The sequence below is a fragment of the Aquimarina acroporae genome (assembly GCF_023195925.1).
GTDB classification, from domain to species: Bacteria; Bacteroidota; Bacteroidia; order Flavobacteriales; family Flavobacteriaceae; genus Aquimarina; species Aquimarina acroporae.
On the sequence record NZ_JALPRE010000001.1, the window covers coordinates 197,987 to 212,465 of the forward strand.

The 14,479-nt window shown below is 34.3% G+C and carries 10 protein-coding genes; 3 read left to right on the plus strand and 7 right to left on the minus strand.

Annotated elements, in window-relative coordinates:
* Positions 1 to 105: 105 nt before the first annotated feature.
* The 6 genes from M0D21_RS00920 to M0D21_RS00945 all read right to left on the minus strand — a co-directional run bounded on the left by M0D21_RS00920 (position 106) and on the right by M0D21_RS00945 (position 8,746).
* Complete coding sequence (locus M0D21_RS00920) at positions 106 to 870, minus strand: LytR/AlgR family response regulator transcription factor (protein ID WP_248325624.1); 765 nt, start codon at positions 868 to 870, stop codon at positions 106 to 108.
* Complete coding sequence (locus M0D21_RS00925) at positions 867 to 1,976, minus strand: sensor histidine kinase (protein WP_248325625.1); 1,110 nt, start codon at positions 1,974 to 1,976, stop codon at positions 867 to 869. The genes M0D21_RS00920 and M0D21_RS00925 overlap by 4 nt, the downstream gene beginning before the upstream one ends.
* 30 nt (positions 1,977 to 2,006) lie before the next feature.
* Positions 2,007 to 2,909, minus strand: a complete 903-nt coding sequence (locus tag M0D21_RS00930) for a hypothetical protein (protein ID WP_248325627.1) — start codon at positions 2,907 to 2,909, stop codon at positions 2,007 to 2,009.
* Positions 2,910 to 3,138: 229 nt separating this feature from the next.
* Positions 3,139 to 5,334 carry a T9SS type A sorting domain-containing protein gene (locus M0D21_RS00935; RefSeq protein ID WP_248325628.1) on the minus strand — a complete coding sequence of 732 codons (2,196 nt, stop codon included), beginning with the start codon at positions 5,332 to 5,334 and terminating at the stop codon, positions 3,139 to 3,141.
* Positions 5,335 to 5,519: 185 nt separating this feature from the next.
* Positions 5,520 to 8,012 (minus strand): ABC transporter permease, encoded by a 2,493-nt coding sequence (locus M0D21_RS00940; RefSeq protein WP_394802430.1) that lies wholly within the window; start codon positions 8,010 to 8,012, stop codon positions 5,520 to 5,522.
* Positions 8,013 to 8,056: 44 nt separating this feature from the next.
* A complete protein-coding gene (locus tag M0D21_RS00945) occupies positions 8,057 to 8,746 on the minus strand; it encodes an ABC transporter ATP-binding protein (protein ID WP_248325632.1) in 690 nt (229 codons plus the stop codon).
* A gap of 111 nt (positions 8,747 to 8,857) precedes the next feature.
* On the opposite strand from M0D21_RS00945, the gene M0D21_RS00950 reads away from it, so the two are divergent.
* Positions 8,858 to 9,514 (plus strand): arylesterase, encoded by a 657-nt coding sequence (locus tag M0D21_RS00950; RefSeq protein WP_317249429.1) that lies wholly within the window; start codon positions 8,858 to 8,860, stop codon positions 9,512 to 9,514.
* 148 nt (positions 9,515 to 9,662) lie between these two features.
* On the opposite strand, the gene M0D21_RS00955 is transcribed toward M0D21_RS00950, so the two are convergent.
* Positions 9,663 to 10,970: a hypothetical protein gene (locus tag M0D21_RS00955; RefSeq protein WP_248325636.1), complete on the minus strand. Its 1,308-nt coding sequence runs from the start codon at positions 10,968 to 10,970 to the stop codon at positions 9,663 to 9,665.
* Positions 10,971 to 11,212: 242 nt separating this feature from the next.
* Here M0D21_RS00955 and M0D21_RS00960 point away from each other — a divergent pair, with 242 nt between their 5' ends.
* On the plus strand, positions 11,213 to 13,597 hold the full coding sequence (locus M0D21_RS00960) for a TonB-dependent receptor (protein WP_248325638.1): 2,385 nt from the start codon (positions 11,213 to 11,215) through the stop codon (positions 13,595 to 13,597).
* A gap of 23 nt (positions 13,598 to 13,620) precedes the next feature.
* On the plus strand, positions 13,621 to 14,475 hold the full coding sequence (locus M0D21_RS00965) for a DUF4249 domain-containing protein (RefSeq protein WP_248325640.1): 855 nt from the start codon (positions 13,621 to 13,623) through the stop codon (positions 14,473 to 14,475).
* Positions 14,476 to 14,479: the final 4 nt, after the last annotated feature.

The window sequence follows — 14,479 nt, forward strand, 5'->3', positions numbered from 1 at the left end:
ACTTTAGCAATACTAAAGTGATAAGTAGTAGTGATTATGTTATCAATAGAAAGAAAAAAGTGATGTATGTTTTAACCTCAGAAAAGTGAAAGTATTTTCGAAGTACTACAACTGAAGTTTTTGACGAATTAAAGTATAGTAACTTCTTCCTGATTGAACTTTGTGTCCGGAATTTAGCGTAAAAATAAACTCTGTGTTTCCCCAGCTTTCAAGATTGTGAATAGTATCAATATTTACCAAAGAAGAACGGTGAATTCTGATAAATTCTGATGGATTTAATTTTTGTTCAAAAGCATTCATGGTTTCTCGTATTAAATGAGAAGACTTACCTACATGAAGTTTTAAATAATTCCCAGCAGATTCTACCCACTCAATATCTTTTGTTTTCACAAAGAAGATTTTACCTCCATCTTTTACTACTACTTTTTGAATATGCTTTTTACTATCATTCGTATCCCTAAGGTAGTTTAATAACTGACGGTTGTAATCTCCACTGCTATGCAGTTCCATTTGTTCTCTAACTCTGCTAATAGTTACAAGAAAGCGTTCTCTGTCAAAAGGTTTTAATAAATAATCGAGTGCATGATACTCAAAGGCTTTAATCGCATAATCATCATACGCAGTTACCAAAATAATACAGGGTATTTTTTGAACATCTATATTTCTCAGAAGTTCCATCCCATCCATTTCGGGCATTTGAATGTCTAGAAACAATAAATCAGGGTATGATGTTTTAATGGATTTTAATGCTTCAATTCCATTAGAGCATTGTTCAACTATTTCGAAGTCTTTTTCATTTTGTAGAAAGAGAGTCAGTTTATCTCTTGCAAGCACTTCATCATCAACTATAAGGGTTTTAATTTTGTTCATACTGGAATCAATATTTTTACCTCAAGACCTTCATTTTGATTTAAATTGGTTAATATTAACTTCCCTTTATCACCATATAGTTGTTTTAGTCTCATTCGAGTATTTTTTAGCCCTATTCCTTCTTTAATATCATTCTCTTTAATACTGGATATTCCTTTTCCGTTATCAGAGACTATTAACTCTATATGACCATTAACCTGATGCGCAGCCACCACTATTTTTCCTTTTTTTGTGAACGGAGCTACTCCATATCGAATAGCATTTTCTACTATTGGTTGAAGGATAAGATTTGGCACTTTTTTATCATAAATTTCAGAATCTACTTCTATTAGAACTTCCAATCTATCCTGAAATCTAATTTGTTCAATTTCAAGGTAAATTTGTAGTATTTCTATTTCTTGTTTTAAAGAAACTTCTTGAACTCCAGTGTTTTCAAGAGTAGCCCTCAACAAGTTACTAAGCCGTGTAATCATTTTATCTGCCGCGTCAATGTCTTTATGCATTAAAGAAGAAATAGCGTGCAAGGTGTTAAAAAGAAAATGCGGTTGTAATTGTTTTTTGAGCACCAGCAATTCTGCTTGAGCCAATTTTTGTTGGATTTTAGCCGTTTTTAACGCTTCATCTTTAAATTGCTTGTAATAACTCACCGCATAGGTTATACCAACAATACTAGAATATAATATTAATGGAAGCTGAAAATTATAAAGTCTATGCATGAAATTTCTTGAAATAGACCACATATTTTCCTCACCCAACATATCCCCAATAAGATATCTTAAACAAGCATATATGGCTGAATATACTAGTGAAAAAATGATAGCCAAAGGAACATGAAACTTTACTTTTGAAAGCCAATTTGAAGAGCTTTTAGGGTGTTTTCTGGCAAGTATTATAATAAATGGGCTTAAAAACCCCCATATAGACCACTCTACTACTTCGGGCCAAATGAGCTCGAATAGTGAGACATCTTTATCTATATATGAAAAGTATATCTTATTGTTTAATCCCAAAAAGAAACCTACTACGACAAAAAAACATAGAAACAACCACCAATATTTAAATGGAGTTGTAATAAATTTCAGTTGTAAGAAGGATTCTCTTTTCATCTTTACCAAATACTAATGAATATCCTTAGTTTATTTACTGACTTGTTCTGGGTTCAATTTATGAATTACTTCTGCACTTACCCAATAAATATTTGACATTCCTCCTTCTTCATTATATCTACTAAAAAATAGATACTTACCATCTGGTGTAAGACTTGGACAGGTTTCTGTGAAATCTGAATTCACCTCTTTTCCAAGGTTAATTGGTTGCGACCATGTACCATCTTTTTTCTTAAAACAAACATGAATATCACGATCTTTGTTTTTGTCATTTTCTTTTTTGGCATCGATGAGTATAAAATCTTGCTTTGGTGATATAAAACCATGAATCCCATATGCAATTTCCATTTCTTTTGCTGTGGAGTATATTCCATTTTCACTCGGTGCATAAAACATTTTTCCCTGAGAAATACTAGTGTAAAAAAGATCTTCATTTTCTGCTATGGTTGGATAAAAAACGATGTCTTCATTAAAAGAAGCATCCAACTTTTTGGCATCACTCCAAGAACCTTCTAAACGGTCTACATACCAAATACTCTCATCTGAAAAAATTGAATCATAAGCAGCAAAGAATATCTTATCTCCCAAGGGACTAACAAACGCTTCGAATTCATTCTTTTTTAGACCCTTAGTAAAATTTGCAACAGCGGGTTTAGTCCATTTATTGTTCTTGAGTTTGGAAAAATACACATGCTGAATTTCGTCTTCACCTTCTCCAGAAAAATATAGCTCATCTATCTCTGGAGTAAATGAAACAGCATATTCATAACGACCATTTATAGAAACAGTACCTGGAGCAAATAACTCGGCTTTAGTGCCAGGAGGTTTTTGCCCAAAATAAGATTTTTCAATGATAGAAAAGCCATCAAGTTTAGGTTCTTTTTTTGAGTTTTGGCAAGCACTTAACACTAATAAAAGTAACAGTACCGTCATAAAATTTACTTTTTCCATATGTAAAAAACAAGGATGCTTTAAAAACAATAAATATCAACAATTTGTGATGCGATTTGGTTCATTTATGAAGATTTTAACTCTCGTATAGACTAATGAGTTTGTATAGTATATATTCTTATGACATTCATTGACGACTGCTATACTACCACAAACAAAAGACGCTTTAGTCCACAAACTAAAGCATCTTTCCAATTAATTCTTTATTCTCTTAATTAATCATCAATTTTTTGACCATGCCTGAATTACCTTCAGATTGAATTTTTAAGATGTACATTCCCGAGGTGAGTCTTAAATTTTTAGCTGAAAAATTGTTCGTTCCAGGGAGTAATCTTGCTTGATGTTTTATCTGACCTAAGCTACTGTATATGGTTATCCAAGTTTCATTCTTAATTTTGGGGTCCATCACCAGAGAGAAGATATCTTTGGTAGGGTTAGGAGTCATTTTAAGAACATCTAAACCTTCATCTTCAATACCTATTATAGATTGCTTGTTGCTTAATTGCGCAATTATTTGTTGAGCAGACGCGCCACTACATGATCCTTCATATACTCTTACGTTGCTGAAATTTGAATTATTTCCAGAACCACTATCATTATCGTTAATAAAAACCAATCTATCCATAGCCCCTGTATAAAAATTCCCTACGGGAATTGTATACTTTGTTACACCAGAGCTATAGTTATCAAAATTGGTAACGGCATAGTTTTGTGTTCCATATACCTTGAAATACCTCGAAGACGTTAATGTATTGTTATTTTCGAACCCCACGGCATGTATTTCTCCCTGTGATATACTGCTAAAATCAAATTCTATAATTGTATTAGGAGTTACTTCGTAATCAAAATTAATGTATTTCCATGTATTATTAGATAATGACAATGTCTCCCCGTTGCTTTCAATAGTGAAATCACCAGAGCTATCCTGATTAGAAAAAGATGTAATCGTAACATTATTAAAATTAATAGTATCACAGTCAGGGCTAGGATCTACGATAGCATCTTGAATTGAAACTTTATCGATAGCAATATCACTTTGCCAACCATTGTTTCCATTTCCAGTTGTAGCACTAAATCGTAATTGAACACTGGTTTCACCTGCATAGGCTGTTAAATCTATACTTGCCGAATTCCAATTATTCCCTTGAGAGCCATCTCTACTAAACACACTGCCCCAATTACCTTGATTATTTATCCTTGCTTCAACTGTTAAATTATTTATCGCACTACCAAACATATGATAGTCAAAATCAAGTCTGGGATTATTAACGCTAGTAAAATTAAAACACGGAGAATTTAGTATGGCTTTTTTATTGGGGTAACCAGTCCCATTCCCGGAAGCTTCTACATATAAATAAAAACTACCATCTGTACCTGTAGAAGGTCCAGTATTACTTGAAGGTGTTCCTCCAGAGTCACGGATCCAGTTTAAATCATCATTAATAGACTGAGACCATAACCCAAAATTACTCTCAAAACTCTCATTATATGGAAAAGAAGTTACATTACCAGAACAAATTTCACCAGATGGCGGGTTAGATGGGTCTATAACACCATCGATATCAAATCTAGAAAAGAAATTCCATATTTCTTGTGAAGTATTAACATTACCACCGTTCCAGCTATGCCCTTTCCCTTGAACCCTTATAAATTCGGCTGTAACTCCATTATCACCGTTGTCCCAAATTGAGCGTGTAGATCCACCTCCCAATTGAATAATTTCTGGTGTTGGGTCTCCATTATTCACAGCAGACCAATACTCCATAACATCTATAATAGGTTCATTATTACTATTACCATTTATAGAAATAACATTATCATTGGTACCTGTTATCTGTAGCACTGCTGTAGGATGTTGAGGCTGACACTGATTGTTATCTATCCAAATTCTAGTCATACTTCCTGCAACAGAGGCCACAGCTGCAATTCTTGGACTTAATTCACAAGCTAGTCGATAACTAAAAAAACCTCCATTAGAAAACCCAGTAGCATAAATACGTTTTTCATTAATGTTATAATCTTCCTGAATTTTATTAATTAATGCATCAGAAAACCCAAGGTCATCTTCGTTACCGCCGAAATTGTTGTTTATAGCCCATCCAGAGAAAAAACCTCCTAATCCTTGAGGTGTAACAAATATAAATTGATTGTCTTCTGCGAGTTGTCTAAAGTCACTTTGATTATATTGAATGTCAATGTTATTTGTAAAACCATGAAAATTTAAAATGAGAGGAGCTGGCTTACTAGCATCATAACTTGCAGGAACATATAAACGGTACTGCCTTGTTCTACCATCATTTTGTATGGTTGCGTTAATAACTTGTTGGGCAAACGTAAAACTATTAGTAAATAGTAATAAGGTCAAGAGCCACAATGGCTTCTTGAGAAAGCTAAATTGAGTTTTCATTGTAAGGTTTTAAGATTAATTTGTTTGTGTTATATCCTTAATTTATTATGCGTGAATAATAAAAAAATGACATGCAAATATAAGTATTGAATTAACAATAAATCAATTTAAAACATAAATAATTACAATATTCTCAAATAAAATCATAAAAAAATACCATTAAATCATATTTTAACCAAAAACAACTATCCTACTTTTCTAAGAATTTCTAAAGGTGGGCTTTGTAAAACACTTCTAATATTACTCAAACCAATAATCAGTACTAGTAATACAATAGCGGGTAAAAATATAAGAAATGGAACTACTGAGGGTACAAAGGGTTCTTCAAATAATACCGTTGCCAACAATTGACTACTTAAAAGAGATAGTAATATACCTGCTAGACTACCCAGTATTCCTAAAAACAGATATTCTAATGCCGTAATATGAAGAATTTGTTTGCCTTTGGCACCAAGGGTTCGCAATAGTACACTTTCTCTAATACGTTGATATTTGGTATTACGTACAGAACCTATTAACACAATGATACCTGTGAGAATACTAAAAAATGCCATAAAATTAATCACCCAGGATATTTTTCCTAAAATATCTTCAATAACCGTATAAATCTGTCTAAGATCAAAGACCGTAACATTTGGAAACTTACGAACCAATTCCTGCTGTAGAGATGCCGATGTTGCATTATCGGGTACAAAGGTAGTGAGTACATGAAATTGTGGTGCTTCTTCCAGTACACCTCCTGGAAAAACAATCATAAAGTTTAGTTGTAATCTCGCCCAATCTATTTTTCTAATGCTTCCCACTGTAGTTTCCATCATTACTCCTTGAATATTAAAAACTATGGGATCTCCTATTGCTATTTTGGCATCTTCGGCAAGACTTTCCGAAATAGAAATCTTAACAGGTTCTCCTGGTTTGACTTCTTTCACCCATGCCCCTTGAGTTATAGTTTCCGAAGGAATTAGCGAATCACGAAACGTAGTTCTAAACTCATGATTTAGCACCCAGTTTTTAATCGTCGTAGTGGTATCTTTTCTAATATCATTCGTGAATTTTCCATTGATGCTATGCATGCGCATCGTAACAATCGATAGATTATCTATTACACTTAACCCTGATGGAGTAATACTTGCCTCTACATCTGCACGCTGCTCTGGTTGTACATCTACCAAAATTATATTCGCATTTTCTGAAGTATTGTCTAAAGAAGTTTTAGCCAACAAAATGTCTTTGGTAAAATATAAAGTGCTAATTAAAAACGTACCAAGCCCTATAGCTAAAACTAGTACCAACGTTTGGTTATTTGGTCTAAAAAGATTTAACAAGCTGGTACGAGCTGTAAACCCCCATGCTGTTGGAAAATAACTTTTGATAGCTCTAATAAACAAAGCAGAAATTCCTGTGAGGATAGCAAAGGTGATAAACACGCCAAGTACAAAGGCAATTGCAAACAAGATATCCTTAAAGATCCAAATAGAAAACAATAAAATGAATAAAATAATTGCACCAAAATTGATTATTTTAATTTTTCTAGACTTTACAGTTGCATTTTCTGAAACTCTTAATACTTCTAAAGGGGAAACATACCAAGTACCTAACAATGGTAATAATGCAAACAATACTGACATTATCAAACCCAGTAATACCCCCATAAGCATAGGTTGTATGGTTAATGACACTTCAATATCAAAAGGTAAAAATTCCTGTAACAGCAAGGGAAGTGCCTGTTGTATACCAATCCCTAGTAATGTTCCTAAAACACCACCTATAAGCCCCATAACAGCAATCTGTATGAGATAGATTAAAAAAGTTTGTTTTCTACTAGCGCCAATGCATTTTAAAACTGCTACATCGGTTAGTTTTTCTTTGATATAAATATGAACCGAACTAGCAATGCCAATACAGCCCAATAAGAGTGCAATAAATGCGGCAAGATTTAAAAACTTTCCCATATTATCATAACTGCGTCCTATCTGTCTACTGGTATCGGTATGGGTGTCTAAATCTGCATTTTCATCATCTAAGATCGGGTCCAATGTTTCATCTAGTAAATCCATATCCATATCTGGAGCAACAAAAAAGTACTGATATTCTTTTCTACTTCCCTGTTGAAGGAGCTCTGTTTGCTCAACAAATCTAAATGGAATGAGTACCGTTGGTGCTACACTTGATGAAAACCCCGACCGTCCTGGCATACCTTGAATCGTTCCTAAAATGGGAAGTGTAACAACTCCTAATTTGATTGAATCTCCAGGTTTAATGTTGTATTGTAACATTAACGTAGCATCTACTAGTGCTCCTCCTTTTTGTTGATATTCGCTTGCAGCTATGGTAGGGTTGGTTTCTAAGGTACCGTAAAACGGAAAGTTTCCTTCCATACCACGTACTTGAACCAATTTGGCGGCTCCATTTTTTGGAAAAGCAGCCATAGACGGAAAGTTAACCTCATATGCATCTGCACCCAACGAATCGATGATTGCCTGAACTTTTTCATTAGGAAGCTGTCTGCTATCAATAATAAAATCGGCGCCAATAAGTGCCTTAGATTGGCTTTGTATATTTTGTTTTACATTTTCGCTGAATAATTGGATCGACACTACAGCAGCTATACCAAGAATGATAGATGCTATAAACAACAGTAAGCGTGATATACTAGCTCTTCCATCACGCCAAGCCATATTAAACAGCCATAAAATCCCTGCTTTACTACGATTACCTTTCATTATTGTACCAGAGTTGGCTCGTTACTAATAATTTTACCGCCTTTAAGTCTTAGAATATGCTGTGTTTTATTGGCTAACTCCAAATCATGAGAAATAATCACTAGTGTTGTTCCGGCTTCTTTATTTAATTCGAAAAGGAGTTGTATCACTTTTTCACCTGTTTCTTCATCTAAATTACCAGTAGGCTCATCGGCAAATAGTATTTTTGGCGAATTGGAAAACGCTCTTGCCAACGCAACACGTTGTTGCTCTCCTCCAGATAATTGCGAAGGATAGTGATGAAAACGATCACCCAAGCCCACTTTTTCCAGGAGATCCTTTCCTGTTTTGGTAGCATTTTTTACGCCTTGCAGTTCTAAAGGCACAATGACATTCTCTAGTGCGGTTAATGTGGGTAACAATTGAAAATTTTGAAATATAAATCCAACTTCCCTATTACGTAGTTGAGCACGTTCATCTTCATTTAATTCACCAAGATTCTGACCGCAAAGCTCTATTGTACCTGAATCTTGTTTATCTAAGCCTGCACAAAGCCCTAGCAATGTGGTTTTACCACTTCCTGATGGTCCTACTATAGAAAAAGTTGCTCCCTCTTCAACCTCAAAAGAGATACTATGCAAAACTTTTAGCTTTTTTGAACCACTACTATAACTTTTCTCCAACTCATGAATCTTTAATATCTTTGGCATATTGACTTTCAATTAATTTTATAGGAAATGCTAAACAGGAAAAGTAAGCAAATGATTTCAAACTTATATCTTCACGACACATCGTTTTCCTTAAATTTTTGTTATTTTTTTATGGCAGTTTTGCTGTTTTCCTGCGGGCCGGATACTTCTAAAAAAGAAACTAATACTGAAAATAATATGGTTGAAAACAGTGCTACCACTGTAGAAGGGTCTGCTAAAACCATCCTGTGTTTTGGAGATAGTTTAACCGCAGGTTATGGACTTGATGATATTAATGAAGCTTACCCGGCAATACTGCAAAACAAATTAGATTCTCTTGCGTTGCCATACACAGTAATTAACTCAGGATTGAGTGGAGAAACCACTGCCGGAGGAAGAAGTCGTATCGGTTGGGTTCTTAAACAAGATGTAGATGTTTTCATTTTGGAATTAGGAGCCAATGATGGGTTGCGCGGTATCGCATTATCTGAAACTCGTGAGAATCTTCAAGCGATTATTGATGCCGTACGAAATAAAAAACCAGATACCAAGATCATATTGGCAGGAATGCAATTACCTCCAAATATGGGGCCCGACTATATTAATGAATTTAAAGCTATTTTTCCAGATTTAGCTCAAAAGAATAGAATATCTCTAATTCCTTTTCTATTAGAAGATGTTGGAGGTATCCCAGAGCTCAATCAGGCAGATGGTATCCACCCTACAGCTGAAGGTCAAAAGATTGTGGCCAACAATGTGTGGGCTATTTTAAAAAATGTGATAAAATAGCGGCTAATTAGCGCTACAATATTATAGTATTACACCCATATCATTTCCTCTTAGAATGGATCCTTTGACCTTACAGCATATGATAATAATAGAAATTGATTCTAACTCATATTTATTTCTTATTACTAAAACTGTTGGTTATTCTGTTCTAGCGCACTTTTATTAGGTATATCACGGTTATATTTTTGGGTCTGGTTTCACTTCCTCCGGTTTCGGTAGTTATTCTATTAGACTGGTTCTCCCCATCTTGACTTCTTGGTACATTATTGTTATTTCTTCCTGTTCCTGCTCTGTGGCTATAAAGATCTCTACTATAATTATGTGAGTGTTTCTTAAAACTATCTAATTGTAATTCTCCGATAGCTACATTATCGGGGTTTTTTTGTTGATCTTGCACTAAATCGGTGTGGAGGCTTTGATTTTTGTCCATGATATTCGCCCCACGAATAAAGACACCTCTTAAGTCTGGAGTTTTCGAAATAAAAATAGCATTTGGAACGCTTCTTCCATCACATGGTAACCAAATTTGCTCTGAAGATGATAAGTTTTCAATCTGATTGATTCTCAAAAACTGTTCATATGACATCACACTGGCTATAACCGTTCCAACTGGTACCTCTGGAAGTTCTGGTTTTACGATATATGAAGCAATAGTGGTGTCCTCATCGTTAGTTCCTAAAATATCGTATGATACAGCAATAGAAAAATTCACATCTAACGTAGATTTCGATTTGTATGATGCGTTTACACTTCCTCCTTTATTACTTACTTTACCATTGATCTTAAACTTTCTTCCAGATATTTTTTCTAGAGTTTCATCTACTTGAATTTCTGTTATCTTGATATTGGCAAGGCTCAAATTGGTTAATGTAATGTCATAGGTATCATTTCTAATTTTCTTTATATCAAGAAAAATGCTTTTATCAGCATAAACAGCAGCAGAAAATGAGCAAGATACTTTTTTACATTCTAACCATGCTTGTAACTGGTCCTGAGAGTTTTCTTTAAATAGATATACAACATCGTCTATAGAAATTAATCGTGTATTTGTCCATTCGATATACTTTTTATTCCAATAATTATAATTACTGGATTGGTTTGAATTATATCCAAATTTTATTGGAATAGATTTTACGACTGCATTAAGATTTAGGTTACTCGAGGCTTCCCTTTTCATTATTCTTCGTTGCTCTTCATTTGATTTAAAGTACTGGTATAGCCAGTCTCTTAAATTACTCTCTTTATAGAATTGTATCTTTTCCTTTAACTCCGGATTAAGTGCAGCATTACAAGAATCACAGTTGTTAGCATAGAGAGATACGTTTTTGTTTTGTTTGGGGATTTCAAAAGTTACATGGTTTATTTGTGCAACCAAAGTCATTTCAAATAGCAATAATGCTATTAAGATTGAATATTTCTTTTTACTGAAAGTGGAATTGGTAATTTTACTAGTCATAATCTTATAATTTACTTTACTTATTTTGGTTCAAAGTAATTTGTAAATCATTCTTTAATCAATACCCAATACAGGGGAAATATTTGATTTTTTGTTCAATTAGGTAAACTCTTTATGAGTAAATATCTTTCAATATCGATTTTTCCAGATTCTTCACCAAAAATCCAGTTTTATCTTTTTTTGAATTATCTCAGGGAACTTCACTCATAGTTTTGGTTTCATAATCATAAAACCAAAAGCTTATGAAAATTATCGTGAATGTAATCTTAGGATTCTTTCTCTTTACATTACAGGCCCAGGAAAAACATACATTGAGCGGTTATGTAAAAGATGCTTCTTCGGGAGAGCGTCTTTGGGCAGTAAATATCATTACTGGCCCAAATCAAGGAACAGTGACCAACGATTATGGATTTTACTCCATTACCTTACTGGAAGGTACTTATACCGTTGAGTTTTCTCTTATGGGGTATAAAACTCAACAGAAAGAAATCTATATTGATAAGGATGTAAAACTTGATTTTGAGCTTGAAGAAGATATTACCTCTTTGAGTGAAGTTACAATTACCTCCTCTTCTGCCAAGCGAACGGCATCTGTAAAATCTACAGAAATGAGTGTTATAAAACTTTCTTCAAAAACTATAAAGAAGTTACCTGTTGTCTTGGGTGAACCCGATATTTTACGCTCTATTCAATTATTGCCAGGAGTTTCTAGTGTAAATGACGCTTCATCAGGGTTTAATGTGCGAGGTGGTTCTGCAGATCAAAATTTGGTTTTACTAGATGATGCTACTATTTATAATGCCTCTCACCTTTTTGGTTTTTTCTCGGTTTTTAATACGGATGCAGTAAAAGATTTAAAACTGTATAAAGGTGGCATTCCTTCGATATATGGAGGTCGTTTATCTTCTGTATTAGACGTAAAGCAAAAAGAAGGAAATAGTAAGAAATTTGGAGGTACACTAGGATTAGGACTTATCGCCAGTAAAGCTTTGATCGAAGGTCCCATAGGTAAAGGAAAATCAGACGAAGGAAAAGGAAGTTTTATGTTGGCCGGAAGAAGATCTTATATCGATTTATTTGCTCCCTTGGGAGGTGATGAATTTGATGATACCAAACTCTCATTTTATGATATTAACCTAAAAACGAACTATACTATAAACGATAAAAACAGACTCTTTCTATCGGGATATTTTGGTAGAGATGTTTTTGAACTTGGGAGTTTGGTTGGTACCGTTTGGGGTAATGCTTCAGGAACGTTGAGATGGACAAGTGAGCTTAATGATAAGCTGTTCCTGCAAACATCGGCTATTTTTAGTAATTATGATTATAATCTGGATAACTTACGTTCTGGAACTGAATTTAGATGGAATTCTAATATCCTGAATTACAATATCAAACCTCGATTAACCTGGTATATCAATAATAAAAATACACTACGCACTGGTTTAGATTTTACCTATTATAACTTCCAACCAGGGGAAATTGAGCCTTTAAAAGGATCTTCGGTAAATCCAGAAAAATTTCGTGAGAAGTTTGCATTGGAGTCGGCTGCATATATAGATATAGAACAAACAATTTCAAATAAATTGAGTCTACAATATGGTTTACGATTATCTAATTTTAATCGTATCGGAAAAGATGTAATTCTACAATATGAAACAGGCAATCCTCTTACGTACAATGCCAATCAAGATATTTATGAAGAGAATGATGTTATTGGGGAGACCACATTTAGTTCTGGAAAAAGTATTGAGAATTTTTACGGTTTAGAACCTAGATTATCTGCTCGTTATTTAATAGATGATAATAACTCTTTAAAATTTAGTTATAATAGGAACTATCAGTACCTGCATTTAATCTCAAATACTACTTCGGCAACACCATTAGATGTGTGGGCTCCTAGCGGCCCTTTCTTAAAACCTCAATATTCAGATCAGTTTGCATTGGGATATTTTAGATCTTTTGCCGATGGTGCATATGATTTCAATGTAGAAACCTATTATAAAAACTTATATGACGTAACCGATTTTATTGACGGAGCAGATTTACTATTCACCGAAAATATAGAAACACAGGTCGCGCAGGGAGATGGTAGAGCATATGGATTAGAGTTACAGGTAAATAAAAACAAAGGAAAACTAACCGGTTGGTTAAGCTATACTCTCGCACGAACCGAAAGAAAGGTTTTGGGAATAAATAATAACTCCTACTACCCTGCCAATAATGATCAACTCCATGAGTTAAACCTGGTAGGACTCTACAAACTAAACGATCGATGGGATTTTGGGGCTAATTTTATTTTTGGATCTGGAAAACCAGTTACTTATCCTACAGGACAGTATGAACAAAACGGACTTGTAGTCGCAGATTATCAAAACAGAAATGGTGATCGGCTACCTGCTTATCACAGACTTGATGTATCGGCAACCTTAAACCCAAAAAAGGGAAAGCGTGGCAGTTGGATATTTAGCATTGCCAATCTATACAATAGACAAAATGCCTCTTCTATTTTTTTCAGAGAAATAAGTGAGGTTAATGATGTCGATATTGCCACTGGTGAAACCCAAGCCACCAAACTCTCTTTCTTTGGAATTGTTCCAAGTGTTACCTACCAGTTCAAATTTTAAACTCTCTCAAAAAAACAGTTATTATGAAAAAACTAATTTTAATATGCATACTTATTATACTATATAGTTGTGAAACCGATGTTACGAATGATATTACGCTATCTGGTAGCTCTCCAAGATTAGTGATTAACGGTGGTATCGAAAGAAACACTACTACTCCGCTAACCGAACAACGTATTCGATTAACCACTACAACCGGTTTTTTGGAAGATAGCGACCCCATACCTGTTACCAATGCAATTGTATCGGTAAGTGATGGCAACCAAAACTTTGTGTTTTCTCATACTGCCGATGGGATATACACCAATGCTGAAATTGAGGGAAATATTAATACACGGTATACCATTACGATAGAATGGCAAGGAGAGACTTATCAAGGTAGTGATACCCTTAATGGGGTAACAAATTTTGATGACGTGTACGCTGTTTTTGAAGAAGAAACCCTATTCACTGATGAAGGCTACTTTATAAAATTTGATAGTACCGACCCGCCAAACATTGCTAATTTCTATTATTATCGTGTATTTAGAAATGGAGAATTTGTAATTGTACCAGATCCGGGAAACAGCAGAACACTAGCTGAAAGTGATGAGTTCTTTGATGGCCTACAACGTATTGAGGTAAACCCGAATGAAGAAGTGATTTTTGAATTAGGAGATTCGGCTACCATACAGCAGTTAGGAATTTCTGAAGCCTATTATGATTATTTAATACAACTCTTTACTCAAACAGGAAATCAAGGGCTTTCCTTTATCGGAAATCCACCACCAGCATCTATTCGAAGTAATGTTTTTAATTTAGATACTCCAAGTAATCGAGTTTTAGGTTATTTTTATGCAGCTGATGTTGAGGAAGCATCTTTAATTATTACAGAATAATTAA